General features: G+C 64.3%; 30 protein-coding genes. 21 read left to right on the top strand and 9 right to left on the bottom strand.

Annotated elements, in window-relative coordinates:
* Positions 1-68: 68 nt before the first annotated feature.
* The 7 genes from ABIC75_RS19255 to ABIC75_RS19225 all read right to left on the bottom strand — a co-directional run bounded on the left by ABIC75_RS19255 (position 69) and on the right by ABIC75_RS19225 (position 4,655).
* Entirely contained in the window at positions 69-524 is a 456-nt protein-coding gene (locus ABIC75_RS19255) for a protein YgfX (RefSeq protein WP_354015519.1), read from the bottom strand.
* Positions 496-744 (bottom strand): succinate dehydrogenase assembly factor 2, encoded by a 249-nt coding sequence (locus ABIC75_RS19250; protein WP_114823390.1) that lies wholly within the window; start codon positions 742-744, stop codon positions 496-498. Before ABIC75_RS19250 ends, ABIC75_RS19255 begins: the two co-directional genes overlap by 29 nt.
* 183 nt (positions 745-927) lie before the next feature.
* The gene (locus ABIC75_RS19245; RefSeq protein WP_109125947.1) at positions 928-1,710 is read right to left on the bottom strand and encodes a succinate dehydrogenase iron-sulfur subunit; all 783 of its coding nucleotides are present in this window, start codon (positions 1,708-1,710) and stop codon (positions 928-930) included.
* A 90-nt stretch (positions 1,711-1,800) separates the two neighbouring features.
* Complete coding sequence (gene sdhA / locus ABIC75_RS19240; RefSeq protein WP_354015518.1) at positions 1,801-3,588, bottom strand: succinate dehydrogenase flavoprotein subunit; 1,788 nt, start codon at positions 3,586-3,588, stop codon at positions 1,801-1,803.
* Between the two features lie 4 nt (positions 3,589-3,592).
* A complete protein-coding gene (gene sdhD, locus ABIC75_RS19235; RefSeq protein ID WP_354015517.1) occupies positions 3,593-4,006 on the bottom strand; it encodes a succinate dehydrogenase, hydrophobic membrane anchor protein in 414 nt (137 codons plus the stop codon).
* Positions 4,003-4,398 carry a succinate dehydrogenase, cytochrome b556 subunit gene (sdhC, locus tag ABIC75_RS19230; RefSeq protein ID WP_354015516.1) on the bottom strand — a complete coding sequence of 132 codons (396 nt, stop codon included), beginning with the start codon at positions 4,396-4,398 and terminating at the stop codon, positions 4,003-4,005. Before sdhC ends, sdhD begins: the two co-directional genes overlap by 4 nt.
* An 86-nt stretch (positions 4,399-4,484) precedes the next feature.
* Positions 4,485-4,655 carry a DUF1674 domain-containing protein gene (locus ABIC75_RS19225; RefSeq protein ID WP_354015515.1) on the bottom strand — a complete coding sequence of 57 codons (171 nt, stop codon included), beginning with the start codon at positions 4,653-4,655 and terminating at the stop codon, positions 4,485-4,487.
* 283 nt (positions 4,656-4,938) lie between these two features.
* On the opposite strand from ABIC75_RS19225, the gene ygfZ reads away from it, so the two are divergent.
* Together ygfZ and ABIC75_RS19215 are read left to right on the top strand one after the other, a co-directional pair.
* Entirely contained in the window at positions 4,939-5,586 is a 648-nt protein-coding gene (gene ygfZ, locus ABIC75_RS19220) for a CAF17-like 4Fe-4S cluster assembly/insertion protein YgfZ (protein ID WP_354015514.1), read from the top strand.
* A gap of 459 nt (positions 5,587-6,045) precedes the next feature.
* A complete protein-coding gene (locus tag ABIC75_RS19215; protein WP_354015513.1) occupies positions 6,046-6,480 on the top strand; it encodes a cell wall hydrolase in 435 nt (144 codons plus the stop codon).
* 70 nt (positions 6,481-6,550) lie between these two features.
* Here the strand turns inward: ABIC75_RS19215 and ABIC75_RS19210 are convergent, their stop codons facing one another.
* Together ABIC75_RS19210 and ABIC75_RS19205 are read right to left on the bottom strand one after the other, a co-directional pair.
* Entirely contained in the window at positions 6,551-7,003 is a 453-nt protein-coding gene (locus ABIC75_RS19210; protein ID WP_354015512.1) for a glycine zipper 2TM domain-containing protein, read from the bottom strand.
* An 11-nt stretch (positions 7,004-7,014) separates the two neighbouring features.
* Positions 7,015-7,602, bottom strand: coding sequence for a glycine zipper 2TM domain-containing protein (locus ABIC75_RS19205; protein WP_354015511.1), 588 nt, complete (start codon positions 7,600-7,602; stop codon positions 7,015-7,017).
* 128 nt (positions 7,603-7,730) lie between these two features.
* Between ABIC75_RS19205 and ABIC75_RS19200 the strand changes: the two genes are divergently transcribed.
* The 19 genes from ABIC75_RS19200 to metX all read left to right on the top strand — a co-directional run bounded on the left by ABIC75_RS19200 (position 7,731) and on the right by metX (position 24,914).
* Positions 7,731-8,510, top strand: coding sequence for a TatD family hydrolase (locus tag ABIC75_RS19200; RefSeq protein ID WP_354015510.1), 780 nt, complete (start codon positions 7,731-7,733; stop codon positions 8,508-8,510).
* Positions 8,511-8,606: 96 nt separating this feature from the next.
* Positions 8,607-9,104 carry a MarR family winged helix-turn-helix transcriptional regulator gene (locus ABIC75_RS19195; RefSeq protein WP_354015509.1) on the top strand — a complete coding sequence of 166 codons (498 nt, stop codon included), beginning with the start codon at positions 8,607-8,609 and terminating at the stop codon, positions 9,102-9,104.
* The gene (locus ABIC75_RS19190; RefSeq protein ID WP_354015508.1) at positions 9,101-10,606 is read left to right on the top strand and encodes an efflux transporter outer membrane subunit; all 1,506 of its coding nucleotides are present in this window, start codon (positions 9,101-9,103) and stop codon (positions 10,604-10,606) included. The genes ABIC75_RS19195 and ABIC75_RS19190 overlap by 4 nt, the downstream gene beginning before the upstream one ends.
* Positions 10,593-11,798 (top strand): HlyD family secretion protein, encoded by a 1,206-nt coding sequence (locus ABIC75_RS19185; RefSeq protein ID WP_354015507.1) that lies wholly within the window; start codon positions 10,593-10,595, stop codon positions 11,796-11,798. Before ABIC75_RS19190 ends, ABIC75_RS19185 begins: the two co-directional genes overlap by 14 nt.
* 11 nt (positions 11,799-11,809) lie before the next feature.
* Positions 11,810-13,360, top strand: coding sequence for a DHA2 family efflux MFS transporter permease subunit (locus ABIC75_RS19180; protein ID WP_354015506.1), 1,551 nt, complete (start codon positions 11,810-11,812; stop codon positions 13,358-13,360).
* A gap of 148 nt (positions 13,361-13,508) precedes the next feature.
* Positions 13,509-14,003: a polyhydroxyalkanoate synthesis repressor PhaR gene (gene phaR, locus ABIC75_RS19175; RefSeq protein WP_354015505.1), complete on the top strand. Its 495-nt coding sequence runs from the start codon at positions 13,509-13,511 to the stop codon at positions 14,001-14,003.
* Between the two features lie 99 nt (positions 14,004-14,102).
* Complete coding sequence (gene phbB / locus ABIC75_RS19170; RefSeq protein ID WP_354015504.1) at positions 14,103-14,864, top strand: acetoacetyl-CoA reductase; 762 nt, start codon at positions 14,103-14,105, stop codon at positions 14,862-14,864.
* Between the two features lie 275 nt (positions 14,865-15,139).
* Positions 15,140-16,540 carry an FAD-dependent oxidoreductase gene (locus ABIC75_RS19165; protein WP_354015503.1) on the top strand — a complete coding sequence of 467 codons (1,401 nt, stop codon included), beginning with the start codon at positions 15,140-15,142 and terminating at the stop codon, positions 16,538-16,540.
* On the top strand, positions 16,533-16,952 hold the full coding sequence (locus tag ABIC75_RS19160; protein ID WP_354015502.1) for a DUF3293 domain-containing protein: 420 nt from the start codon (positions 16,533-16,535) through the stop codon (positions 16,950-16,952). The genes ABIC75_RS19165 and ABIC75_RS19160 overlap by 8 nt, the downstream gene beginning before the upstream one ends.
* Before the next feature lie 105 nt (positions 16,953-17,057).
* Complete coding sequence (ccmA, locus tag ABIC75_RS19155) at positions 17,058-17,696, top strand: cytochrome c biogenesis heme-transporting ATPase CcmA (RefSeq protein ID WP_354015501.1); 639 nt, start codon at positions 17,058-17,060, stop codon at positions 17,694-17,696.
* Positions 17,693-18,379 carry a heme exporter protein CcmB gene (ccmB, locus tag ABIC75_RS19150; RefSeq protein WP_354015500.1) on the top strand — a complete coding sequence of 229 codons (687 nt, stop codon included), beginning with the start codon at positions 17,693-17,695 and terminating at the stop codon, positions 18,377-18,379. The genes ccmA and ccmB overlap by 4 nt, the downstream gene beginning before the upstream one ends.
* A gap of 4 nt (positions 18,380-18,383) precedes the next feature.
* Positions 18,384-19,142, top strand: coding sequence for a heme ABC transporter permease (locus ABIC75_RS19145; protein WP_354015499.1), 759 nt, complete (start codon positions 18,384-18,386; stop codon positions 19,140-19,142).
* The gene (gene ccmD, locus ABIC75_RS19140; RefSeq protein WP_354015498.1) at positions 19,139-19,330 is read left to right on the top strand and encodes a heme exporter protein CcmD; all 192 of its coding nucleotides are present in this window, start codon (positions 19,139-19,141) and stop codon (positions 19,328-19,330) included. The genes ABIC75_RS19145 and ccmD overlap by 4 nt, the downstream gene beginning before the upstream one ends.
* A gap of 21 nt (positions 19,331-19,351) precedes the next feature.
* Entirely contained in the window at positions 19,352-19,819 is a 468-nt protein-coding gene (gene ccmE, locus ABIC75_RS19135; RefSeq protein WP_354015497.1) for a cytochrome c maturation protein CcmE, read from the top strand.
* Positions 19,816-21,789 (top strand): heme lyase CcmF/NrfE family subunit, encoded by a 1,974-nt coding sequence (locus ABIC75_RS19130; RefSeq protein ID WP_354015496.1) that lies wholly within the window; start codon positions 19,816-19,818, stop codon positions 21,787-21,789. The genes ccmE and ABIC75_RS19130 overlap by 4 nt, the downstream gene beginning before the upstream one ends.
* Positions 21,786-22,328, top strand: coding sequence for a DsbE family thiol:disulfide interchange protein (locus ABIC75_RS19125; RefSeq protein WP_354015495.1), 543 nt, complete (start codon positions 21,786-21,788; stop codon positions 22,326-22,328). Before ABIC75_RS19130 ends, ABIC75_RS19125 begins: the two co-directional genes overlap by 4 nt.
* Entirely contained in the window at positions 22,325-22,768 is a 444-nt protein-coding gene (locus ABIC75_RS19120; protein ID WP_354015494.1) for a cytochrome c-type biogenesis protein, read from the top strand. Before ABIC75_RS19125 ends, ABIC75_RS19120 begins: the two co-directional genes overlap by 4 nt.
* Positions 22,765-23,814: a tetratricopeptide repeat protein gene (locus ABIC75_RS19115; RefSeq protein ID WP_354015493.1), complete on the top strand. Its 1,050-nt coding sequence runs from the start codon at positions 22,765-22,767 to the stop codon at positions 23,812-23,814. The genes ABIC75_RS19120 and ABIC75_RS19115 overlap by 4 nt, the downstream gene beginning before the upstream one ends.
* Complete coding sequence (gene metX / locus ABIC75_RS19110) at positions 23,811-24,914, top strand: homoserine O-acetyltransferase MetX (protein ID WP_354015492.1); 1,104 nt, start codon at positions 23,811-23,813, stop codon at positions 24,912-24,914. The genes ABIC75_RS19115 and metX overlap by 4 nt, the downstream gene beginning before the upstream one ends.
* Positions 24,915-24,919: the final 5 nt, after the last annotated feature.

Genomic DNA, 24,919 nt, shown 5'->3' with positions numbered 1-24,919 from the left:
AGGGCGGTCGCTTGTGGGATCGAAGGGGCTGGCCGCCCGAATGGCGTGGATTATCGCCTGTAACGCGGCTAAACCGTAGGACCGCGTTCAGCGGCCAGAGTGCCCGAGGCCTGCACCTGCGCCAGCCGCATGCGCAACCGGCGGCGGATATCGGCGTCACTGTTGTCCGGCGCCAGCAGCAGCGCGACAGCACCACGCCCAGGAATCGACAGGCGCAGCCACAGGGCGCTCTCCCCGATCACACGGAACGACGCCAGCGTAGCCGACGCGTCTTCACCTGCCCGCATCCGCAGGCTCCAGCCGCCATCGCGGCCCCAGCCCGCCGCTTGCACTGGCGTGCTCGACCAGCGAGCAAGCGTCCGCCACAAGGCGATCAGCATGATGATGGTGACGACAAGCTTGGCCAGCCACGGAATCGCACTTACCCAAACAGCGATCGCGGCCAGCAAGGAAACGAGCAGCAGCAGGCGGCCCAGCCAGCGCGAAGGCCGGTATTCAAAGCCGATGGCGGGCGCGGATGTCATCGATGATGGCCTGCCAGTCCGGGCGGGTTGCCTTGGCGTGACCCATCACCCAGTCCCACAGGTCCGGGTCCTGCACATCGAGCAATTCATCGAAGGCCTGGCGCTGGGCCTCGTCGGCGCTGGCGAAGCGTTCGTCGAGCCAGCCGCCGAACAAGGCGTCCAGCTCGCGGGTGCCGCGGCGGGTGCGCCAGCGGAGGCGCTTGATGCGGGCTTCGTCCATTGCGACACGCCTCCTGGCTTCTACTTCCTCTCCCCTCCGGGGAGAGGATTGAGGCATTGCCACCTTTACGGTGGTGAGGGGTCAATCTTGCCTCAGTTTATCTAGAGCGAGATTGGAAGTTCTTTCTCGAGCACCCCCCCCTCGCCCGACCCTCTCCCCAGAGGGGAGAGGGAAAAGGGAGCGTCAGGTCCGACGCTCGACGATCAACTTCTTGATCTCCGCAATCGCCTTCGCCGGGTTCAGACCCTTCGGGCAAGTACGCGCGCAGTTCATGATCGTATGGCAGCGGTAGAGCTTGAACGGATCTTCCAGATCGTCCAGGCGCGCACCGGTGTCTTCGTCACGGCTGTCGATGATCCAGCGATAGGCCTGCAGCAGGATCGCGGGGCCGAGGTAACGATCACCGTTCCACCAGTAGCTCGGGCAGCTGGTCGAACAGCACGCGCACAGGATGCACTCGTAGAGACCGTCGAGCTTCTTGCGGTCTTCCGGCGACTGCAGGCGCTCCTTGTCGGCCGGTGCCGGGCTCTGCGTGCGCAGCCAGGGCTTGATCGAGGCGAACTGGGCATAGAAGTGCGTGAGATCGGGCACCAGATCCTTCACCACCGGCATGTGCGGCAGCGGATAGATCTTCACGTCGCCCGAGGCGCAATCCTCGATCGCCTTGGTGCAGGCCAGCGTATTGGTACCGTCGATGTTCATCGCGCACGAACCGCAGATGCCTTCGCGGCACGAACGGCGCAGCGTGAGCGTCGAGTCGATCTCGTTCTTGATCTTCAGCAGCGCGTCCAGAACCATCGGACCGCACGACGCCATGTCGACTTCGTACGTATCGATGCGCGGGTTCTGGCCGTCGTCCGGGCTCCAGCGATAAATGCGGAACGTGCGCGGCTTCTTTGCGTCCTTGGCCGGAAAGTGCTTGCCCGGCTGGACCTTGGAATTCTTGGGTAGCGAAAACTCAGCCACGTTTGCCTCACTGATCTCGTGCTTGTCTCAACAGCTCGTCTAGCGAGCGCCGGTACAACAATGAAAGAACCTCTCGGGCACAGGGCCCGATCAGTAAGTGCGCTTCTTCGGCGGCACGACGTCGACGTCTTTCGTCATGGTGTACATGTGCACCGGACGGAAGTCGAAGTTGGCCTTGCCGTTCTCGTCGACAGAAACCATGGTGTGCTTCTGCCAGGTGGTGTCGTCGCGATCCGGGAAGTCTTCACGCGCGTGCGCGCCGCGGCTCTCGTGACGCTGCTCGGCCGAGTACATGGTGGCCACGGCCTGGTCGAGCAGGTTCGCCAGTTCCAGCGTTTCGATCAGGTCGGAGTTCCACACCAGCGAACGATCGCTGACGCCCACGTCCTTGAACGACTCGCGCACCTTGGAGATCTTCTCGCAACCTTCCTTCAGCGACTCGCCGGTGCGGAACACGGCCGCGTCGGACTGCATGGTGCGCTGCATTTCGGCGCGGATCTTCGCGGTCGGCAGGCTGCCCTTGGCATTGCGCAGGCCGTCGAAGCGGGCCAGTGCCTTGTCCAGCACGCTGGCCGGCAGATCCTTGTGCGGCGTATCCGGCTTGACGATCTCGGCGCAGCGGTGCGCCACGGCGCGACCGAACACCACCAGGTCGAGCAGCGAATTGGAGCCCAAGCGGTTGGCGCCGTGCACCGACACGCAGGCCGCTTCGCCGATGGCGAACAGGCCCGGCACGACGGCGTCGACGTTGTCGCCGCGCTTCTGCACCACTTCGCCGTGATAGTTGGTGGGGATGCCGCCCATGTTGTAGTGGACGGTCGGGATCACCGGGATCGGCTCCTTCGTCACGTCCACGCCGGCGAAGATGCGCGCCGACTCGGCGATGCCCGGCAGGCGTTCGTGGATCACATCCGCGCCCAGGTGCATCAGGTTGATGTGGATGTGGTCCTTGTGTTCGCCCACGCCGCGGCCTTCGCGGATTTCCATCGTCATGGCGCGGCTGACCACGTCGCGCGAAGCGAGATCCTTGGCGTTCGGCGCATAGCGCTCCATGAAGCGCTCGCCGTTGGAGTTGGTGAGGTAACCGCCTTCGCCACGCACGCCTTCGGTGATCAGGCAACCCGAGCCGTAGATGCCGGTGGGATGGAACTGCACGAACTCCATGTCCTGCAACGCGAGGCCCGCGCGCAGCACCATGCCGCCACCGTCGCCGGTGCAGGTATGCGCCGAGGTGGCGCTGAAGTACGCACGGCCGTAACCGCCGGTGGCGAGCACCACCGAGTGGCCACGGAAGAAGTGCAAGGTGCCTTCATTCATGTCCAGCGCGAGCACGCCGCGGCACACACCTTCTTCGTCGAAGATGAGGTCGATGGCGAAGTACTCGATGAAGAACGTGGCGTCATGCGCCAGCGCCTGCTGGTACAGCGTGTGCAGGATGGCGTGGCCGGTACGGTCGGCCGCGGCGCAGGTGCGCTGCGCGGTGCCTTGGCCGTAGTGCGTGGTCATGCCGCCGAACGGACGCTGGTAGATCTTGCCTTCCTCGGTACGCGAGAACGGCACGCCGTAGTGTTCCAGCTCGATGATGGCCGGAATCGCCTCGCGGCACATGTATTCGATCGCATCCTGGTCGCCGAGCCAGTCGGAACCCTTGATCGTGTCGTAGAAGTGGAAGCGCCAGTCGTCCTCGCCCATGTTGCCGAGCGCCGCCGAGATGCCACCCTGCGCCGCCACCGTGTGCGAACGCGTGGGGAACACCTTGGTGATGCACGCGGCCTTGAGGCCCTTCTCGGCCAGGCCGAAGGTGGCGCGCAGGCCCGCGCCACCGGCGCCGACCACGATCACGTCGTATTTATGCTGTTGGATCTTGTAGCTTTCCATCGAATCAGGCTCCCAGCGCCACGCGCAGCACGGCCATCAAGGTGGCCAACGTGCCGAGAACTGCAATGAACTTCACCAGCACCAGGAGGGATACCTCCACCCAGCGGGTATGCACGTAATCTTCGATCACCACCTGCAGGCCCAGCACCGCGTGCCAGCACATGGCGAGCACGAAGGCCACCAGCAGCAGCGCGTTCCACGGCTTGGCGACGATGGCGCGCGCGGTGGCGTAGTCGGCATGCAGTGCGCCCAGCACCGTCACGACGAACCAGATGCTGAGGAACACCAGCGCCGTCGCGGTGACGCGCTGCGTCCACCAATGGCCGACACCGGACTGCGCCGAGCCAAGGCCACGGGCGCGCTTCAGGGGGTTGCGCAACTCCTTGCGCACGTCGTACTGCGGACCGTTGGCGCTCATGCGGCACCTCCGGCGGTCAACACATAGGCCCACACGATGATGGTCAGCACGACGCTGCCGATGATCGAGGCCCAGCTGGAACGGATGAACTGCGGAATGGCGTAGCCCATGCCGCCGTCCTGGAACAGATGACGGATGCCGTTGCACAGGTGATAGAAGAGCGACCAGCTCCAGCCCAGCATGAGGATCATGCCGATCGGGCTGCCCATGCAGATCTTGAACTGGTTGTAGCTGTCTTCGCCGCTGGCGAGGGAGAACACACCCCACAACACGAGCAAGGTTCCGACGGAAAGGGCAATGCCGGTAGCGCGGTGCACGATGGAGGTCACCATCTGCACTTGCCACTTATATATGCCCATGTGGGGAGAGAGCGGTCGTTGCGTGTCTGCCATGGCGGCTATCCTGGGTGGAATCGCTGATGCCCTTTACCGCCCTTCCCGTTTCCGACGACGCCGGCGCAAGCTGCCGGCGCGGCGAATCAGAAGTCGATACAGCGCCCGTTCTTTTCCCAATCGCCGTAGCGCGTGGGGTCGGGGGCCGGCCGCTCCGTCGAAGTCTTTTCCGTTTTTGCCGGAACGGCAGGCACGGGAACCTGCTCCGTGGGAACGGAAGCGGGCGTGGACTCAGTTTGGGAGGACGTATCGGACATGGTGTATGAAAGCCGTAAAAGCGTAATACCTGCGTTAATGCAGTACAACCTTGACGACAGTGCGCTCGTCTGCCAGTAGGGCCCGGCCGCACTTGCAACCCGTTCGCCCCGCCCCCAACTCCCTTCCCTTATGACGACAGACCACCCGGCCCAGATCCTGTTGCTCGAAGGCACTGACGCCATCGCGTTTGCGCAAGCCCAGTTCAGCAGCAACGTCCCGTCGCTCGCCGTCGGCACATGGCAGTTCGGCGCATGGCTCGATGCACAAGGCCGAGTGCTTGCCGTGTTCCATCTTGCGCGACTCGCCGATGACACGCTTGCATTGCTGTTGCGTGGCGGCGAAGCCAGCGCCATGGCGCAATCGCTGCAACGATTCGTGTTCCGTTCCAAGGTCAAGTTGACCGTGCCCGAATCGCTTCCCCTCGGCACGGGCGACGCCGTGGAGACTTACGCCGCCTATCGTGAAGGTGACGCCTACGTGTTCGGCTGCGGCGACCACAGCATGATCGCTGGCGCTGCACACGCCGACGATGCATGGCGACTGCCGCAAGTGCGCGCGGGATGGCCGTGGCTTCCGAACCATGCGCTTGGTGCATTGCTTGCGCCCGCGATATCGCTCGAACGACTGCAGGCGGTTTCGTTCGACAAGGGTTGTTATCCGGGACAAGAGATCGTTGCGCGGCTGCACTATCGCGGTGGGCTCAAGCGGCATATGCATTGCGTCGTATTGTCGCAGCACATCGCCGGGGGCACCGTGCTGCACCGTAACGGTGATAGCAACATTCAGTTGCTCGACGTCGTGCATGGCGATGCAACCTTTCAGGCGCTCGCAGTCATAGACGATGGTCTAATGAATTCGCTTGAAGACGCATCACGCATCGACACGGATGAAGGCATTGCATTACACGTGACACAAAGCTGGTCAGCGTGATGAAACAAAACAACGCAAAGATTCACGATGCGAGACGGCAATGTGAGCGTGACGTGAACCTGAACCGCCAGGCACTTGCCAGATCGTAAATGCGCCACTAGTCTCGCCAGCCAATTCGACGACACCACCGAGCCCACAGGTGTCGACATACGCGACGAACCGGAGGGGTCCGGATCGGCGCGACCCGACAGAGATGTCGGTGTACACACCGCCCCTTGGCGCGGTTGAAGTTGCAGGCATGCGGTCGTAGTACCCGAGCAATGCCTTTGCAGCACACAAGTTTTGAGCGGCACCGGATCAGCCGTTCGACTGGCCACAATCCCGTGGCAAACCGCCTGACCACAAGTTTCGGTCGCGGCGATCAATCCAGGTGGAACGGCCTGCCCGCCCGTCCACCGCAACGGCGCGCGAAGTCAGCAGTAACGACCTCACGCGTACAGCACGTTGGAGGCAGACTCAATGAAACTTTCCATGCTGTTGTGGTTAGCGTCCGTGCTACCCCAGCCCCTCGCGGACCAGACCTGCCTGGCCACGACGGTGTATCTCGAGGCACGCAGTGAATCGACCATCGGCCAGTACGCCGTGGCCGAAGTTGCTCTTCGTCGTCGCGACCGCGGCACCTGGGGCGATAGCGTTTGCGAAGTGGTGACGTCGCCGCGTCAATTCGCGTTGACCACCACCGCAAGCACATTCGAAGTGACCGATCTCAACTCCTGGACCAAGGCGTGGAAGATTGCTGGCGATTCGATCAGCAATTGGAGCCTGCCGAAGGGAGAGCGCACCGTGTACGTGCCGCAAGCAGATCATTTCGCCACGCTGGCCGTAACCACCACATGGTCGACGAAGCGCGTAAGAACCATCGGTGAACACGCGTTCTACGCCGTCAGCAACTAACCCACACCCACCCCATAAAAAAGGCCCTCTTTCGAGGGCCTTTTCATTTGGACGTCCAGACGTCTTTACGTCAGAGACGATACACAAGGTTGTTGCGAATCTGCACGTAGTCGCCAGGACGAACCTGCGGATCGGCCGCCTGCGTCACCGTGGCATAGCGGCCATCGTCGAGCTTGACGGTGACCTGCCATGCGACATCGGGGCCACTATTGTTCTTGCCGACCTGGTTGCCAATGGCGCCACCCGCCACCGCACCAGCCACGGTGGTGAGGGCCTTGCCGCTGCCACCACCGAACTGGTTGCCGATCACGCCACCGGCAATGCCGCCGATGACCATGCCCAGCGGCGATGAATCCTTCTGCGTCTGAATCTGACGGACGTCACTGACCACGCCACACTGTTCACAACGATTGGAAGCGCCGCTGTAAACCACCTGGCGCTGCGGTGGCGTTTCGCAACCGGAAAGTAGCGCTACAGCGGAAACAAGTCCTACGACAGCCAAATGTCTAAGCAGTGTTTGCATGGCGTGAATCCTCAGTGAGCGTCGGAAACGGCTACCACACCTTCCTGTACCTGCAGCCTGTCACCCGGATCGTGATCCATTCGTACAGTGCGGGTCACGCCGTTGTACTCGTAACTCACATCGTACGCCACCACCTTGTCGCCGCCATTGCCGGCCACGGTTTGGCAGCGACGCTGCGTGCTTTGCTGGGTCGCGTTCTCCTGGTGGTTCTTCTGGATTTCATGGCCCGCATAACCACCGCCCACGGCACCGGCGACCGTTGCCAGCGTGCGCCCCTTGCCGCCGCCGACCTGATTGCCCAGCAGACCGCCGGCCACGGCACCAATGGCCGTGCCAGCGATCTGGTGCGTGTCCTGCACCGGCTTGTGCGTGGTCACGACCTCGTCATGGCACACCTGCTGCGGTGCGCTGGCGGCCTCACGGACGGGCGTGACGCTCACGACGCGCGCGTACTTCGCTCCATCCGAAGAAGCCCCTTGCTGCTGCGCGGCAGCGCCCACGCCACCGTCGGCGTTCGCGTCCCGATTGCACGCCGAAAGACCCAAAACCAATGCACCGGCGAAACCGACATGCAGCGCCGAAACGACCAACCTGTTCATAATGCTCTCCTGTCTGGATCAGGGGAGCGCCCCCGCTCCCGCTTGAATTCGATCTCAGCGCAATCATTGAACCTCTAGATCACTGAATATTCGCTTAGACCGAAGCCAGCCATTTTTCCAAATTCAGGATGCCCAATACTGTGCTCGAACTCACCGACAGCCACGCGCACATCGATGATGCGAGCTTTGCGTCCGACCGCGAGGCCATGTTCCGGCGTGCGCGTGAGGCAGGGATACGGCACATTGTGGTACCGGCGATCGACCAGGCATCCTGGCCAGGCATTGCCGAACTTTGCGCCGATCACACCCAAGCCCTTCCCGCTTACGGCATGCATCCGATCTACATCGACCAGCATCGCCCGGAACATATCCAACAGCTCGTCGCGTGGCTGAAAACGCATCGCGCCGTGGCCGTCGGCGAGATCGGCCTGGATTATTTCCTGCCCGAACTCGATGTCGAACGGCAGCGCGAATATTTCCTGCAGCAATTGCACGTAGCCCGCGATTTCGACCTTCCCGTGATCGTTCACGCACGACGGGCCATGGACGAAGTCACCTCCACCATGCGCCGCATCGGCGGCCTGCGCGGCGTGGTGCACAGCTTCTCGGGCAGCCTTCAGCAGGCAGAGCGCTTATGGGAGATGGGCTTTCATCTCGGTATCGGCGGGCCCGTCACGTATGAGCGCGCGCAACGTCTTCGCCACATCGTCGCGACCATGCCTATCGAGCGACTGCTGCTGGAAACCGATGCGCCGGACCAGCCTGGCGCCTGTCATCGCGGCGAACGCAACGAGCCTTCGAACATCGTCGAAGTGCTCAACGTGATCGCCGAGCTTCGCGGCGAAAGCCCCGAGGCCATCGCCGCAGCCACCACGCGTAACGCCCGGACACTGTTCCGGTTCGACTGACCCTTGCAGGCCGTTCGAGACCAGTGCTAGCCTAATTACTTCACTGGCGAACTATTCTTTGGTGAAATGAAGCGCATGCACGAATGCCTCGACCACATGGACGAGGGAATTGGCCGCGTCAGCGAAAACTTCCCGGAGCTGCCCCTCCAGGAAGTGGTGCTCACGCGCCTGTTGTTGCTGGTGGGCGGAACCCTGCTGAGCGAGCTCGAACGCCATCTCAAGCCGCATGGCTTGAACGACAGCGACTTCCGCACGCTGATGATGATCTACAGCAGCCCCACCGGCAGCGCCACGCCCACCGAGTTGTGCGAATACGCGCAGCAAGGCGCGACCAACATGACGCGCATTGCCAATGTCCTTGTGAAGGCTGGCCTGGTGACGCGCGCCACCAGCGCGGAAGACCGTCGCCGCATCGTGTTGACCATCACCACCGCCGGCAAGCGGCTGGTGCGAAAGATTCTTCCACCCCTGTTTCCGAACGTGCACGGCGCATTCGCATCGCTCAGTGCCACTGACAAGCGCACGCTCGATCGCCTGCTGCGCCAGGTCGCCGTCAACATCGATTCGCTCACCCAGCAGGACGCCCGTCCATGACCCCACGCCCTCCCTTCCGCAGCGGACTCGGCCGTCGTGCATTGCTCGCCTGCGCGGTCGCCATCGCCGTGGCGGGCTGCTCGATCCCTGCCAAATTGAATCGCCCACCGGTTCGCGACGACGTGCCGCTTGCCGGCCTCGATACCGGCCATCGCGCCGGCTGGCCCGACGCCGCGTGGTGGAAGCAATACAACGATCCGCAGCTCGATCAACTGATCGAACTGGCAACGAAGGATTCGCCGGATATCGCACAAGCCAGTGCGCGCGTGGATTCGGCCCAGCAGAACATTCGCGCGGCAACAGCGCAGGCGGGCCTGAGCGTCAACGGCAGTGCGCAGGTCGCACGCCAGCGACTGAGCGAAACCGGCTTGATCCCCCCGAAATTCCTCGGCTTCACCTGGTACAACCAGGGCGATATCGGCGTGCAGGCGCAGTACGACTTCGACTGGTGGGGCAAGAAGCGCAACTCCATCGAGGCAGCGGTTGACCAGGCACATGCGGCGGAAGCCCAGCACAGCGCCGCAGCGCTCGCCATCCAGAGCAATGTGGCAGACACCTATTTCGGCTGGCTGGCGGACGAGTCGCGCATCGCCATCGCCAAACAGGCCGTGCAAACCGCTGAGCAGCTTGAACAGATCGCGCAACTGCGCGTGAAGCAAGGCGTCGATCGTCCCGACACGTTGCAGTCCGCCAAGGCGCAAACCGCGTCCGCACGACAGATGCTGGTGACCATCGAAAGCTCCGCACGCATTCGCCTGGCTGCGCTCGCCAGCTTGTGCGGCGTGGCGCCGGCCCAGTTGCCAGCCTTGCAGCCGCGCGCATTGCCGGACGTCACCACGGGCCTACCGGACAACGTCGGCGTCGACCTGATCGCGCGCCGCCCCGACATCGCTGCCAGTCTCTGGCAGGTCGAGTCCGCGTTGCGCCAGACCGACGTGGCTCGCGCAGAGTACTTCCCCGACGTGAGCATCAGTGCGATGGCGGGCTTGTCGAGTATCGATCTGGACAAGATGTTCAATGCAGGCAGCCGCGTGTTCGGCCTGACGCCGGCCATCCATCTGCCGATCTTCACCGGTGGCCTGCTCGATGCGAACTACGGCGTGAGCAAGGCGCAACTGGGCGCCGCCGTGGCGCAGTACAACAGCACCATACTCAGTGCCGCACGTGACGTATCCACGCAAAGCCTCACCGCCGACCAGATCCAGGGCCGGCGCAAGGAACAGGCCCGCGAAATCGCCGCCAACCAGCAGCTGCTCGCCAATGCGCAATCGCGCGCGCAGCGCGGCGTAAGCGATCGTCGCGAAACGCTCGGCGCACAGGCGCAGTTGCTGCAGGAACAGGACAGCGACGTGAGCCTGCAGGCGCAGGCGCTATCCACCGATGTCGCGCTGATCAAGGCCCTGGGCGGCGGCTATCGCACCAGCACGCCGGAACAGGCTTCCACTGACCACCCCTCTTCCCCTTTGAACCTTTCCGGAGACGCCTCGAATGAGCGCCACTGAGTCCGACGTCAAGAAGAACAACAACGACGATAGCGGCATGGCAGCGAAGGATCCGGCCAAGCGCCGCCGCGCACTGTTCATCGTCACGGCCGCGTTCGTGCTGGCAGCGGTCGCATGGCTGCTGCTGTGGCTGTTCGTGTTCTCCAGCCGCGAGAAGACCGACAACGCCTATGTGGGCGGCAACCAGGTGGCCATTTCCGCCCAGGTGCCCGGCATCGTCACATCGATCCTTGCCGACGACACCCAGCGCGTGGAAGCCGGCCAGGTGTTGGTGAAGCTGGACAACACCGATGCCGACGTCCGCCTGCAGCAGATGAGCAGCGCACTCGCACAGACGGTGCGCCAGGTGCGCCAGCAGACCGAATCGGCCACCAGCGCGGATGCCCAGGTTGCCAAGGCCCGCGTGGACCTGAAGAAGGCGCAGGCGGATCTTGCCCGTCGCGCACCGCTGGTCGCCGCCCAGGCCGAAGCACCGGAGACGGTGCAGCACCTGCGTGATGCCGTGGATCAGGCGCAGGCGTCGCTCGATGCCGCGCAGGCACAGGCGGCCGCGTCGCATGCCGCCATCGAAGGCACGCAGATTGCTACCAATCCGGCGGTGGAACAGGCGCGCGCCAATTTCCGCTCAGCCTGGATCGCGGCACAGCGCAACAACATCTACGCACCGGTGACCGGTTACGTGGCGCAGCGCAGCGTGCAGGTAGGCAACAGCGTGCAGCCCGGCCAGCAGCTGATGGCGGTCGTGCCGCTGCACGACCTGTGGGTGGATGCGAACTTCAAGGAAAACCAGCTGCGCCACATTCGCGTGGGCCAGCCGGCCAAGATCGAGGCTGACGTCTATGGCGGCAGCGTCGAATTCCACGGCAAGGTGATCGGCCTGGGCGCCGGCACCGGCAGCGTGTTCTCGCTGCTGCCGGCGCAGAACGCCACGGGCAACTGGATCAAGGTGGTGCAGCGCGTGCCGGTGCGCATTGCGCTCGACGACAAGGAACTCGACCAGCATCCGCTGCGCGTGGGCCTGTCCACCGACGTCACGGTCGACATTTCCGATGACAAGGGCGCCATGAACGCGGCGCCAGGCAATGGCCAGCCGATCGCGCAAACCTCGGTCTACGACCAGATGGCCAGCAAGGCCGACGAGGAAGCCGAGAAGATCATCAAGGCCAACCTCAGCCAGCACGACGCGAACTGACGAACCCGCCCATGGCCAATCCCACCGAAGACAAGCCGCTACCGCCGTTGCACGGTACGGCGCTGGTCCTGCTGACCATCGCCGTCGCCTTCAGCACCTTCATGGAAGTGCTGGACATGACCATCGTCAACGTGGCCGTGCCGCATATCGCGGGCAGCCTGGGCGTGAGCGCGAGCGAAGGCACCTGGACGATCAGTTCGTACTCGCTCGCCAGCGCGATCATGCAGCCTCTCACCGGCTGGATCGCGCGACGTTTCGGCGAAGTGAAAACCTTCGTCGTCTCCGTGGGTCTGTTCGTGGTGTTCTCCATGATGTGCGGCCTCGCCACCTCGATGCCGATGCTGGTGTTCGCGCGGCTGATGCAGGGCGCCGGCTCCGGCCCGATGGTGGCGTTGTCGCTGACCCTGTTGCTGGCGAGTTATCCGAAAACCAAGCAAGGCATCGCGCTCGCGCTATGGGCGATGACCGTGGTGGTGGCGCCGATCTTCGGCCCCATCCTCGGCGGCTGGCTCACCGACAACTTCTCGTGGCCGTGGATTTTCTACATCAACCTGCCGGTGGGCATCCTGGCCGGCGTGATCACCTGGACCCTGCTGCGCAAGCGCGAAACCAAGACCTTCCAGTCGCCCATCGACGTGATCGGCCTGGTACTGCTGGTGGTCGGCGTGGGCTCCCTGCAGTTCATGCTGGACAACGGCAACGACCACGACTGGTTCTCCTCGCCGATGATCATCACGCTGGGCCTGATCGCGCTGATCTGCCTGGTGTTCCTGGTGGTGTGGGAACTGCACGCCAAGCACCCGGTGGTGGAGCTGGGCCTATTCAAGGAGCGCAACTTCACCGCGGGCGTGGTGGCGCTGTCGCTGGGCATGTTCGCCTTCTTCGGCATCAACGTGGTGTTCCCGCTATGGCTGCAGACCACGCTGGGCTACACCGCGACCTGGGCGGGCCTGGCGACGGCACCGGTGGGCATTCTCGCCTTCCTGCTCTCGCCCATCCTCGGCCGCAACATGCACAGGCTGGAACTGCGCGCGGTGGTGACGTTCGCCTTCGTGGTGTTCGCCGCCACCTCGTACTGGTTCTCCACCTACGACAGCTCGGCCTCGTTCAATTCGCTGGTGTGGCCGCGCTTCGTGATGGGCATTGCCATCCCCTGCTTCTTCATCCCGCTCAACCAGATCTACCTCGCGGGTCTGCCTGCGCACGAAATTGCCAGCGCCAGCGGCCTGGCCAATTTCTTCCGAACCCTGGGCTCGAGCGTGTCGACGGCGGTCACCGTGACGCTGTGGCAGCACCGCGGCATCCTGCACCACGCCACGCTGACCGAGAACGTGACCAGCGCCAGCCAGCCGGCCACGCAGGTCCTTTCGCAGCTGACGCATGGCGGCAGCAGCCAGACGCAGGCGCTGGGCATCGTAGATCAGCTGGTGAACCGGGAGGCGCTCACCCTGGCCGTGAACGACATCTTCCTGCTCTGCGCCATCCTGTTCATCGTGCTGATCCCGGTGATCTGGCTGGCCAAGCCGCCGTTTGGCTCCGCAGGAGGCGCCGCCGGGCATTGACCCTGTGCCGGAACGTTTCCAATCCGGCACAAACCGGCAACAACAAGCAGGTATTTGATCTAACAGGAATTGCTGCAACTGGCCAGTGCAGCAATTAATACCACTTGGGCGACTGGTGCGCCGCAATACCTTCTGTTAGTTTGTGTGCATGGCACAAACGATCCGCACCATCAAGAAGTATCCGAACCGTCGGCTCTACGACACGGAAATCTCCAGCTACATCACGCTGGAGGAAGTCCGTCAGTTGGTGCTGGACGGCGAAACCTTCGAAGTCCGCGACGCCAAGAGCGGTGAGGATCTCACCCGCTCGGTCCTGTTGCAGATCATCTCCGAGCACGAGGAGAAGGGGCAGCCGATGCTCTCTCCCCAACTGCTCAGCCAGATCATCCGCTTCTATGGCGACTCGCTGCAGGGTTTCATGGGCCCCTATCTGGAGCGCAGCCTGCAGGTCTTCCTCGACCAGCAGCAGCAATTCCGCACCCAGCTCAACAGCCTGCTGGGCCAGACGCCCTGGTCCATGCTCAATGATCTGACCGAGCGCAACATGGATGCCTGGCGCAACATGCAGCGCGGCCTGATCGACGCCGCCACGCAGGGCCAGCCGCCGCGCGCCGGCACCACCAGCCCCAAGAAGCCGGGCTGATCCCGTCCGGCCGGCGTTCGCACGCCGGCCACCCTTACGTCTCATCCGCCGCTGCAGCACAACACGTGCTGCCCTGCGGCATGTGCACGAGTCCTTCACATGAATTCGCAGCATCGCACTCCACGCGTCGCCATCGTCACGGGCGGCATTGGCGGTCTCGGTACCGAAATCTGCCGCCAGCTGGCCCAGGCCGGTCGGCAGGTCATCGCGGTTGACCTGTCAGGACGCGAAGAAAGGCTGCACGCGTTCCAGCGGGAACTGGCCGATCTCAATGGTGCGGTGAAGTTCGAACACGCGGACGTCAGTCAGTTCGACAGTTGCGCCGAGCTGATCGGCCGCGTCGAGCAGCAGCACGGCAGCGTGGACATCCTGGTGAACGCCGCCGGCATCACCCGCGACACCAGCCTGCGCAAGATGACGCCGCAGCAATGGCATGAGCTGATGCGCGTGAACCTGGACGGCGTCTTCAACATGTGCCGCAACGTGGTGGAAGGCATGAGCACGCGCGGCTTCGGCCGCATCGTGAACCTGAGCTCGGTCAACGGCCAGACCGGGCAGTTCGGCCAGACCAACTATTCCGCCGCGAAGGCCGGCGTGCACGGCTTCGGCATGGCGCTGGCGCGCGAAACCGCGCGCAAGGGCGTGACCGTGAACACCGTGTCGCCCGGCTATTGCGATACCGCGCTCGTGGCTGCCGTGCCGCAGGACATCCGCGACCAGATCATCTCGGACATTCCCGTGGGCCGCCTCGGTTCGCCGGGCGACATCGCCCGCGCGGTGACCTTCCTCACCGCCGACGATGCCGGCTACATCACGGGCGCCAACCTGCCGGTCAACGGCGGGTATTTCATGAGTTTTTAGGGTGCTGTTCGGCCCTCCCCTGCTCGTCATTCCGGCGCATGCCGGAATCCAGTAGCGATCACGTTGGGTTTTCGCGGCGGGGCGTCCATGTGTAATGCCTCGCGAAAACCCAAAACCGCGTCTACTGGATTCCGGCATGCGCCGGAATGACGGAAAGGCTGACGCCACCACCTGCGCCGCTAATGCACCAAACGTTGCCGCACTGCGCATCGCCCGCCTCCCTTGGACCCGCTACTCTTGGCGTTTTACGCGGTTGCCACTCACAGCGGGACTCCATGGCGAAGCACATCACTCTTATCGGCGGCGGCCTGGTCGGCGCCTTGCTGGCGCAGCAATTGGCGGGACGCGGTTTCGCTGTCGACGTCTACGAAAAACGCCCTGACCCGCGCATCGCCGGCTTCACCGGCGGCCGCTCCATCAATCTCGCGCTGGCCGAACGCGGCCTGCAGGCGCTGCGCAAGGCCGGACTCGCGGACGATGTGCTGCAGCGTGCGGTGATGATGCGTGGCCGCATGGTGCACACGCGCGACGGTCGCTCCGGCCTGCAGCGCTATGGCGTGGACGACAGCGAGGTGATCTGGTCCGTCTCGCGCGGCGCGCTCAACATGTTGCTGCTGGATGCGGCGGAAGCGGCGGGCGTGAACTTCCATTTCGGGCAGTCGCTGGACCATGCGGATTTCGATCGCCAGCGCATTCGCCTGGTCGACGAAGATGGCGTATCACGCGAAATCGACGCGCCCATCGTGATCGGCGCCGACGGCGCGGGCTCCTCGCTGCGGGCCGCGATGAACGCGTACTCGCCGCTGGGCGAGCGCGTGGAATCGCTGGGCCATGCGTACAAGGAGCTGGAAATTCCGCCGGCCAGCGGGCTGGCTGCGGAACTGATCCAGCGCAGCGGCGGCCACGACCAGTTCGCGCTGGAGCCGCACGCGCTGCACATCTGGCCGCGCGGCGGCTACATGTGCATCGCCTTGCCCAACACCGAGGGCAGCTTCACCGTCACCCTGTTCCTGCCGGCGCAGGGGCCTCATCCCAGCTTTGCCACGCTGGGTGATGCCAGCCACGCGCGGGCGTTCTTCCAGGAAGATTTCCCCGACCTGCTGCCGCTGATTCCCGATTTTGCCAGCGACTACGACGGCCACCCGGTCGGCACGTTGTCGACGCTCTATCTGCAACGCTGGCATCTGGATGGTCGCGCACTGCTGATCGGCGACGCCGCGCACGCCATCGTGCCGTTCCACGGCCAGGGCATGAACTGTGGTTTCGAAGACACCGTGGTGCTCGCCTCGCTGCTGGCCGAATCGCCGGACGACACGGCCGACGTGTTCTCCGAATTCCAGCGTATCCGCCAGCCGAACAGCGACGCCATCGCGGCGATGGCGCTGGAAAACTACGTGGAAATGCGCGACTCCGTGGCCGACCCGCACTACCTCGCCAAGCGTGCGCTGGGCGCCCTGCTGGCCGAACGCGCGCCCGAGCATTTCATGGCGCGCTATCGCATGGTCACCTTTACCCATCTGCCCTACGCGTATGCGTTCGAGCGTGGCCGCGCGCAAGACGTGCTGCTCGAACAATTGCTGCGCGGTTCGGCCGACGCCACCTCCGTCGACCTGACCGCGGCCGTCGACGCCTTGCGCGCCACACTGCCCGCCCTGCCCGACCTGCGGCATGGATGAGGCGCTGCTCGCCGCGTACCGGGCCACCGAGTATCGGGTGCGCCTGGCGCGCGGCGGCTGGGCTGTTATCCACGTCGATCAACCGCTGCCGGTGGAACTTCACCCGCTGGCGCAAACGTTGCCGTGGGGCTTCATCACGGCCTGGAACCCTCGATCCGAACTCGCGCCGCGCGCGACGAACCGGCAGGCTCAACACGCATTGCTAGCCCACCTGCGCGCCTTGCCCGAAACCATGGCCATACGGCCGGGCGTGGGCGTGAGCGGCGACGGCGGTTGGAAGGAACCGAGTTTCTGGGTAGTCGGACCCACCGCCGCAACACTCGATCCACTGGCTCGCCGCTTTGGGCAGCTTGGCTATGTGCATGGCGAAGGCGCCTCGCCGGCGCAGCTGCGGCTCACCCCGGCCACCTGAGCTGCACATGCCCGGAACGGATCTACCCACTCGCCAACCACCTGTTTCGACTGGCGGCACAGCGCCGCATGGACAAGCCCGTCGGGCTTTGCGGACAATCGGGAAATGACTGCCTCCATCGCCGTCGCCCCACCTCTTCTGGAGGCCCGGGCGCTCACGTTTTACCGCCAGGACGAACCCGTGTTCGGTCCGCTGGACTTCTGCCTCCACGAAGGCGAAGTGGCGCTGGTGGAGGGCGACAACGGCAGCGGCAAGACGACCTTGCTGCGCATCCTCGCCGGTTTGCTGCACATCGACGAGGGCTCGCTGGATTGGCGCGGCCAGCCATGGCGGCGCGACGATCATCTCGGCGACACGCTGTTCCTGGGCCATCACCTCGGTCTCAAGGCCGATCTCAGTGCGCGGGAGAACCTGGCGGTCGCCGCCGGCCTTTACGGCGCGCGCGACGGTTACACGGTGGATGGCGTGCTGACCGATGTCGGTCTCGCCGGCTACGAAGACGAACCCGTGCGACGGCTCTCCGCGGGCCAGAAAAAGCGCGCCGCGCTCGCGCGCCTGCTGCTGTTGCCGGCCACCTTGTGGCTGCTCGACGAACCGTACGCCAACCTCGATCGCACCGGCATCGAACTGGTCAACCGCCTGCTCGCCCAACACGCCGCCCACGGCGGCGCCGCGCTCGTCACCAGCCATGGCGCCGTGAGCTTCCTCAACGGCGAGCCGAAACGGGTGCGCATGCACGCATGAATCACGCGCCGCTCGGTTCCGCCTGCGTCGCCGTGCTGCGCCGCGATCTCACCCTGGCCTGGCGTCGCCGTGGCGACATCGTCATGCCGGTGCTTTACGCGCTGATCGTCATCACCCTGTTCCCGTTCGCGCTGGGGCCGGAGGAGGCGCTGCTCCAGCGCATTGCCGGCGGCGCGGTGCTGGTGACCATGCTGCTGGCCATGCTGCTGGCGCTCGATGCGATGTTCCGCAGCGATATCGAAGACGGATCGCTCGAACAACTCATCCTTTCACCCCAGCCGCTGGCACTCATGCTTGGCATGAAAATACTTGCGCACTGGATCACCACGGCTTTGCCGCTCATCGTCATCGCGCCGCTGCTGGCGGGGATGCTGCATTTGCCGACCGCGGTGATGCCCGTGCTGGTGTACGCCTTGCTGCTGTCTACTCCGCTGCTGAGCCTGCTTGGCGCCGTGCTGGTGGCGCTGACGGCCGGTACGCGACGCTCTGGTATGCTGCTGGCGCTGATGCTGCTGCCGCTGTGCGTACCCGTGGTGATCTTTGCCGCAGGCGCTGTCGCCGCGGCTCAACAAGGGCTGCCGTGGCTCGCGCCCATCGCCTGGCTCGGTGCCGCGCTGGTCATGGCGCTGGTGCTGGCTCCGCTGGCTTGCGCCACCGCCCTCCGCATAGCCTTGGACGCATAAGACGATGGCCAATTGGATCCCACTCTGGGTTCACAAGCTCAGCTCGCCACCGAATTTCTATCGCTTCGCCGGCGCGGTTCGTCCCTGGGCCCTGGGCTTCGCGCTGTTGCTTGGTGCCATCGCGCTGTACGGCGGCCTGGTGCTGGCGCCCGCCGATTACCAGCAGGGCGATGCGTATCGCATCATCTTCATCCACGTGCCATGCGCTTGGATGAGCCTGTTCGTCTATGGCCTGATGGCGGTCGCTTCCTTCATTTCGCTGGTGTGGCGCATCAAGCTCGCCGAAGTGGTGGCGATGGAATCGGCACCCATCGGCGCCGCTTTCACCTTCGTGACGCTGGTGACCGGTTCGCTATGGGGCAAGCCGATGTGGGGCACCTGGTGGACCTGGGATGCCCGTCTCACCTCCGAGCTGGTGCTGCTGTTTCTGTATCTCGGCGTGATCGGCCTTTATCACTCGTTCGAAGACCGTCGCCAGGGTGCGCGCGCCGCGGCGTTCCTCGCCATCATCGGCATCATCAACGTGCCGATCGTGCATTTCTCGGTGAACTGGTGGAACACGCTGCACCAGGGTTCCACCATCCGCATCCTCGGCCCGTCGAAGATCAGCGGCGCCATGCTGTGGCCGCTGCTCACCATGATGGTCGCCACCAAGTTCTATTACGTTGCCAGCCTGTTTGGCCGCGTGCGCACCGATCTGTTGTCGATGGAAAGCGGCAAGGACTGGGTGCGCCAGATTGCGGAGAAGGAGAGCCGCCCATGAACGCGGAACACTTCTTCGCCATGGGTGGATACGCCATGTACGTGTGGCCGGCCTACGCGGTGTTCTTCATCGTGCTGATCGCCGACTACGTCAATCCGTGGCTGCGTCGCCGCCGCAACCTGCGCGAGTTGCGCGGGCGCATGGCGCGCCAGGCGGCACGGCAGCAACGCAACCCTTCGGCACCGTAAGGCGCACTTACGCGAATGAGCATGAACCCCACCCGCAAGCGCAGGCTCACCATCGTTCTTCTCGTCGTCGCCGCAGCCGTGGTCGCGATTGGCCTGATCGTGTTCGCCCTGCAGCAGAACATGAACTACCTGTTCACGCCGAGCCAGGTACAGACGGGGCAAGCGAGCAGCTACAAGACGTTCCGTCTCGGCGGCATGGTGAAGTCCGGCTCCATCCAGCGCAGCAACGATACGCTGAAGGTCACTTTCACCGTGGTCGACGCCAGCGGCTCGATGCCGGTGGAATACAACGGCATCCTGCCGGACCTGTTCCGCGACAACCAATCCGTGATCGCCACCGGGCACATGGACAACGCGCGCTTCATCGCCACCGAAGTGCTGGCCAAGCATGACGAAACCTACATGCCCAAAGAGCTGAAGGACGCCATGGCCAAGGCCCACCAAGGCAAGAACGTGAACGAGGAAGCCGGACAGGACAAGCCGCAATGACACCCGAACTTGGCCAACTCGCGCTGATCCTCGCCCTGCTGCTCGCGCTTGCGCAGGGCGTGCTGCCGCTCATCGGCGCGTGGAGCGGCAATCGTGCACTGATGTCCATCGCCCGCCCCGCCGCCGCGGGACAGGCCGTGTTCGTCACGCTCGCCTTTGCCTTGCTGACCTGGGCGTTCCTGTCGTTCGATTTCTCGGTGCAGTACGTCGCCGACAATTCCAACCTCGCGTTGCCGTGGTACTACCGCATCGCCGCCGTGTGGGGCGCGCACGAAGGTTCGCTGCTGTTGTGGATCTTCATCCTCAACCTCTGGACGCTCACGCTCGCCACCTTCAGCCGCAACTTGCCGGAAGTCTTCGTGGCCCGTGTGCTGGGCGTGCTCGGGCTGGTGGCGCTGGGCTTTCTCGCTTTCATCATCTTCACCTCCAATCCGTTTGCCCGCCTGTTGCCGATGCCGCCCGATGGCGGCGATCTGAACCCGGTGCTGCAAGACCCGGGCATGACCTTCCATCCGCCCGTGCTCTACATGGGCTACGTCGGTTTCTCCGTGGCGTTCGCGTTCTCCATCGCGGCATTGCTGGGCGGCGAGCTGGAACAGGCCTGGGTACGCTGGGCACGGCCGTGGACGAACGTGGCGTGGGCGTTTCTCTCCGCCGGCATCGTCGCGGGCAGTTGGTGGGCCTATGCGGAACTCGGCTGGGGCGGCTGGTGGTTCTGGGATCCGGTCGAGAACGCGAGCTTCATGCCGTGGCTGGTTGGCGCGGCGCTGATTCACGCACAAGCCGTGACGGAGAAGCGTGGCGGCCTGCGCGCGTGGACCATCCTGCTTTCCATCTTCGCGTTCTCGCTGTCGCTGCTGGGCACGTTCCTGGTGCGCTCGGGCGTGCTTACGTCGGTGCATGCGTTTGCCTCTGATCCGCGCCGCGGCCTCTTCATTCTCTGCTTCCTTGCTGTGGTGGTCGGTGGCTCGCTGCTGCTGTACGCCTTGCGTGCACCGAAGGTGGCGGGTGGCAAGCCGTTCGCGGTGGTGTCGCGCGAAACAGCCATCCTCATCGGCAACCTGATGCTCACCGTGGCCGCGGCCATGGTGTTGCTCGGCACGCTGTTCCCGCTGCTGGGCGATGCGCTGAACCTCGGCAAGATTTCGGTGGGCCCGCCGTACTTCGGTTTCCTGTTCACGCTGCTGATGATGCCGGTGGTGCTGCTGTTGCCGTTTGGCCCGTATCTGCGCTGGGGCAAGAGCGATGTGCCGGTGCTGAAGAAAGTGATGTGGCGTGCCGGTCTTGCGGCAGTCGCCTGCGCCATCGTCGCAGCGCTCGTCACCAGCGGCGAAACCAAGGCCATTGCCGGCACGGCCGCCGCCGTGTGGTGCGGTTTCGGCACCCTGCTCTACGTGTTCAAGCGTTGGCGCGAGATGCCGGCGGGCCGGCGCTATCCCGCCGAGATGGCCGGCATGTTGCTTGCGCATTTCGGCGTGGGCGTGTTCCTTGCCGGCGTGCTGCTCACCAATGCGCTCAGCGTCGAACGCGACGTGCGCGTGGCGCCGGGCGAGACGCAAAGCATCGGCGGCTACGACTTCCGCTTCGATGGCGTGCAGCACACGCAAGGCCCGAACTGGCAAGGCGACCAGGGCACGGTAGTCGTCATGCGTAACGGCAGTGAGGTTGCCGTTATGCATCCGCAGAAGCGCACTTATCTGCGTGGCCAGGTGCAGACGGAATCGGCGATCAACCCCGGCCTGTTCCGCGATCTCTACGTGGCACTCGGCGAACCGATGGATGCGAAGCAGCCGGAAGGTGCGTGGGCACTGCGTCTCTACGACAAGCCCTTCGTGCGCTGGATCTGGGCGGGCGGCCTGCTCATGATGTTGGGCGGGTTCTTTGCCGCCGCCGATCGCCGCTTCCGCACGAAGCGCGTGGCCGATGCGGAAACGCTGCCAGCCACCGCGCTGCAGGAGTCGCGTGCATGAGCCGCCTGCTTCCCTTCTTCGGTTTCCTGCTGCTGGTGGCGTTGTTCGGCTTCGGCATCTGGTGGAACACGCAGCACGATCAGCGTGAAGTGCCGTCGCCGCTGATCAACAAGCCGGCGCCGGCGTTCGTGCTGCCGAAGCTGGATGATCCCGCGCAAACCGTGAGCCGCGACGCGCTGCTCGGCAAGCCTTATCTCATCAACGTGTTCGCCAGCTGGTGCATTGCCTGCGGCGAGGAACACCCCGTGCTGATGAGCCAAGGCAAATCCATCGGCGTGCCGGTGATCGGTTACAACTACAAGGATGCGCCGGACGATGCCAAGGACTGGCTCGCCAAGCACGGCAACCCGTACGACATGATCATCGTGGATCGCGAAGGCCGCACCGCCATCGACTTTGGCGTGTATGGCGCGCCGGAAAGCTTCCTGGTCGATGGCAAGGGCGTGATCCGCTACAAGCGCATCGGCCCGCTCACGCCCGAAGCGATCGAGAAGGAACTGAAGCCAGCCATCGCCGCGCTGGCGAAGGAGTCGCCATGAAGCGCGCGCTTCTTCTCGCCTCGCTGTTCCTGTTCGCGTGCATCGCCTTTGCGCAGGCCATCGATCCGCTGCCGTTCAAGGATCACGCGCAGGAAGTGCGTTTCCAGAACCTTACGCGCGAGCTGCGCTGCCTGGTCTGCCAGAACGAGAACCTTGCCGATTCCAACGCCGACCTGGCGCGCGACCTGCGGCACGAAGTGTTCAACCTGATGCAGCAGGGCAAGAGCGACGAGCAGATCAAGCAATACCTCGTCGACCGCTATTCCGATTTCGTCTTGTACGACCCGCCGGTGAAATCGAGCACCATGCTGCTGTGGTTCGGGCCTCTATTGATCTTGCTGGCCGGCGCGGCGGTGGTGGTAGTGACGGTGCGTCGACGCGGTCGCGCGGCGGTGGGTGTAGCCAACGAAAAGCCGACCGATGAAGGGGATGACTGGTGAGGCTGGCTTTTTATCTGATCGCCGCAGCGATGATCATTGCGGCGCTGCTCCTGGTATTGCTGCCGCTGGTTCGCCATGGACGCCAACAAGGGCGTCCACGCGGCGTATTTTTGCTGGCGATGATTGTCGCGTTCTGCCTGCCGCTGGCCGCCATCGGGCTGTATCTCGCCGTGGGTACGCCGGTGGTGCTCGATGGCGTGCCCAAGTCCGACGCGGGCATGAGCATCGACCAGGCCGTGGATGAGTTGAACGCACACCTCGTGCAGAAGCCCGATGATCTCCAGGGCTGGATGCTGCTGGGTCAGACCTACAGCGTGATGCATCGCGCCGCCGATGCGCGTCATGCGTATGACGAAGCCTTGCGCATCGACCCGGACAACAGCGTCGCCATGGTGGGCTGGGCCGAATCCGATTCCCTGCTGCGCGACGACCATCGCATCGACGGTCGTGCGCAGGAACTGCTCGAACGCGCCGTGAAAATCGACCCGCAAAGCCAGCGCGGCCTGTGGCTGCTCGGCATCAGCCAATTCCAGCACGACGACTACGCGAAAGCGGCTGCCACCTGGCGCCAACTGCAACCGCAGCTCGATCCGGATTCCAACGTGGCCAAGGCCGTGGCCGAACAGATCGCCGTGGCCGACGCGCGAATCAACGGCGCCGGCAAGACGGCCCCGGAAACGCCCACCGCCGAAGCCACGCAGCCCTCGCTGCAGGTGCAGGTGGCGCTCTCGCCCACGCTCACCAGCAAACTCGCCAAGGGCGATACGCTGTTCGTCTATGCTCGCGCCGAACATGGCCCGCCGATGCCGCTGGTCGTGGCCAAGATGGACGCCAACGCCCTGCCCGCCACGGTGACGCTCAACGATGCGATGGGCATGACACCGCAACTCAAACTATCCTCGGCATCGCGCGTGTTCGTCGGCGCCCGCATCAGCAAGAGCGGCCAGGCCATGGCCCAGCCGGGTGACCTGGAAGGCGATGCCGGCGTGGTCGACGTGAACACGCGCGTGCCCATCAAGATCAGCATCGACAAGGTTCACGAATGACACATGATGCCCGCCGGTACTGCGCCCTTCCCTCGCCCTTTGCGATGAAACGGGGCGGAGCACTGCGCGAGGCCCGTGTGGCGTACGAAACCTGGGGCGAGCTGAGCGCCGCGCGCGACAACGCGGTGCTCATCCTCACCGGTCTCTCGCCGAGCGCCCATGCGGCGTCCAACGCGGAAGACCCTTCCGAGGGCTGGTGGGAAGCGATGATCGGCCCCGGCAGGGCCATCGACACGTCGCGCTGGTTCGTCATCTGCGTGAACTCGCTGGGCAGCGACAAGGGCTCGACGTGCGCCGCGTCAATCAATCCGGACACGGGCAAGCGCTATCGCCTCGACTTTCCCGAACTGTCGCTGGAAGACGTGGCCAACGCCGCACACGTGGCCGTGAAAAGCCTCGGTATCGATCAACTCGCCTGCCTGATCGGCTGCTCCATGGGCGGCATGAGCGCGCTCGCGTACATGGTGCTGCACCCGGGCAGCGTACGCGCGCACATCAGCGTAGATACCGCACCGCAGGCGCAGCCGTTCGCCATCGCCATTCGTTCGCTGCAGCGCGAGGCCATTCGCCTCGATCCGCACTGGAACAAGGGCCAATACGCGGACGATGATTATCCCGTCGACGGCATGAGCATTGCGCGCAAGCTCGGTGTGATCACCTACCGCTCCGCCATGGAATGGAACGGACGCTTTGCGCGCATCCGGCTCGACCCCGAGCGGCGCGACGACAACCCGTTCGGTCTCGAATTCGAAGTGGAGTCCTACCTCGAAGGCCACGCGCAGCGCTTCGTGCACACCTTCGACCCCAACAGCTACCTCTACCTTTCGCGCGCCAGCGACTGGTTCGACATCGCCGAGTACGGCAACGGCAACGTGATGGAAGGCCTCAAGCGCATCAGCGTGGAAAAGGCCATGGTGATCGGCGTGAGCACCGACATCCTGTTTCCGCTGGAGCAGCAGGAGCAGATTGCCGACGGCCTGCGCGCCGCCGGTGCCGCCGTGGATTTCGTGGCGCTCAATTCGCCGCAGGGACATGATGCATTTCTGGTCGACATCCCGAACTACAGTCGTGCCATAGGTGGCTTCCTCGGCGGACTCTGAACGGG

This window comes from Dyella japonica (assembly GCF_040545895.1).
In the GTDB taxonomy this organism is placed as follows: domain Bacteria; phylum Pseudomonadota; class Gammaproteobacteria; order Xanthomonadales; family Rhodanobacteraceae; genus Dyella; species Dyella japonica_D.
This window is presented reverse-complemented; position numbering and strand designations above follow the sequence as displayed.

What these genes read in the sequence shown, in the direction of transcription:
- ABIC75_RS19185 (WP_354015507.1), top strand. Translation starts at nt 10,593, where the DNA reads ATGAGCGCCACTGAGTCCGACGTCAAGAAGAACAACAACGACGATAGC.
- ABIC75_RS19125 (WP_354015495.1), top strand. Translation starts at nt 21,786, where the DNA reads ATGAGCCGCCTGCTTCCCTTCTTCGGTTTCCTGCTGCTGGTGGCGTTG.
- ABIC75_RS19250 (WP_114823390.1), bottom strand. Translation starts at nt 744, where the DNA reads ATGGACGAAGCCCGCATCAAGCGCCTCCGCTGGCGCACCCGCCGCGGC.
- ABIC75_RS19145 (WP_354015499.1), top strand. Translation starts at nt 18,384, where the DNA reads ATGGCCAATTGGATCCCACTCTGGGTTCACAAGCTCAGCTCGCCACCG.
- ccmA (WP_354015501.1), top strand. Translation starts at nt 17,058, where the DNA reads ATGACTGCCTCCATCGCCGTCGCCCCACCTCTTCTGGAGGCCCGGGCG.
- ABIC75_RS19225 (WP_354015515.1), bottom strand. Translation starts at nt 4,655, where the DNA reads ATGTCCGATACGTCCTCCCAAACTGAGTCCACGCCCGCTTCCGTTCCC.
- ABIC75_RS19215 (WP_354015513.1), top strand. Translation starts at nt 6,046, where the DNA reads ATGAAACTTTCCATGCTGTTGTGGTTAGCGTCCGTGCTACCCCAGCCC.
- ABIC75_RS19205 (WP_354015511.1), bottom strand. Translation starts at nt 7,602, where the DNA reads ATGAACAGGTTGGTCGTTTCGGCGCTGCATGTCGGTTTCGCCGGTGCA.
- ABIC75_RS19180 (WP_354015506.1), top strand. Translation starts at nt 11,810, where the DNA reads ATGGCCAATCCCACCGAAGACAAGCCGCTACCGCCGTTGCACGGTACG.
- sdhC (WP_354015516.1), bottom strand. Translation starts at nt 4,398, where the DNA reads ATGGCAGACACGCAACGACCGCTCTCTCCCCACATGGGCATATATAAG.
- ABIC75_RS19195 (WP_354015509.1), top strand. Translation starts at nt 8,607, where the DNA reads ATGGACGAGGGAATTGGCCGCGTCAGCGAAAACTTCCCGGAGCTGCCC.
- metX (WP_354015492.1), top strand. Translation starts at nt 23,811, where the DNA reads ATGACACATGATGCCCGCCGGTACTGCGCCCTTCCCTCGCCCTTTGCG.
- ccmB (WP_354015500.1), top strand. Translation starts at nt 17,693, where the DNA reads ATGAATCACGCGCCGCTCGGTTCCGCCTGCGTCGCCGTGCTGCGCCGC.
- phaR (WP_354015505.1), top strand. Translation starts at nt 13,509, where the DNA reads ATGGCACAAACGATCCGCACCATCAAGAAGTATCCGAACCGTCGGCTC.
- ABIC75_RS19130 (WP_354015496.1), top strand. Translation starts at nt 19,816, where the DNA reads ATGACACCCGAACTTGGCCAACTCGCGCTGATCCTCGCCCTGCTGCTC.
- phbB (WP_354015504.1), top strand. Translation starts at nt 14,103, where the DNA reads ATGAATTCGCAGCATCGCACTCCACGCGTCGCCATCGTCACGGGCGGC.
- ABIC75_RS19120 (WP_354015494.1), top strand. Translation starts at nt 22,325, where the DNA reads ATGAAGCGCGCGCTTCTTCTCGCCTCGCTGTTCCTGTTCGCGTGCATC.
- ABIC75_RS19165 (WP_354015503.1), top strand. Translation starts at nt 15,140, where the DNA reads ATGGCGAAGCACATCACTCTTATCGGCGGCGGCCTGGTCGGCGCCTTG.
- sdhD (WP_354015517.1), bottom strand. Translation starts at nt 4,006, where the DNA reads ATGAGCGCCAACGGTCCGCAGTACGACGTGCGCAAGGAGTTGCGCAAC.
- sdhA (WP_354015518.1), bottom strand. Translation starts at nt 3,588, where the DNA reads ATGGAAAGCTACAAGATCCAACAGCATAAATACGACGTGATCGTGGTC.
- ABIC75_RS19160 (WP_354015502.1), top strand. Translation starts at nt 16,533, where the DNA reads ATGGATGAGGCGCTGCTCGCCGCGTACCGGGCCACCGAGTATCGGGTG.
- ccmE (WP_354015497.1), top strand. Translation starts at nt 19,352, where the DNA reads ATGAACCCCACCCGCAAGCGCAGGCTCACCATCGTTCTTCTCGTCGTC.
- ABIC75_RS19255 (WP_354015519.1), bottom strand. Translation starts at nt 524, where the DNA reads ATGACATCCGCGCCCGCCATCGGCTTTGAATACCGGCCTTCGCGCTGG.
- ccmD (WP_354015498.1), top strand. Translation starts at nt 19,139, where the DNA reads ATGAACGCGGAACACTTCTTCGCCATGGGTGGATACGCCATGTACGTG.
- ABIC75_RS19200 (WP_354015510.1), top strand. Translation starts at nt 7,731, where the DNA reads ATGCCCAATACTGTGCTCGAACTCACCGACAGCCACGCGCACATCGAT.
- ABIC75_RS19210 (WP_354015512.1), bottom strand. Translation starts at nt 7,003, where the DNA reads ATGCAAACACTGCTTAGACATTTGGCTGTCGTAGGACTTGTTTCCGCT.
- ABIC75_RS19190 (WP_354015508.1), top strand. Translation starts at nt 9,101, where the DNA reads ATGACCCCACGCCCTCCCTTCCGCAGCGGACTCGGCCGTCGTGCATTG.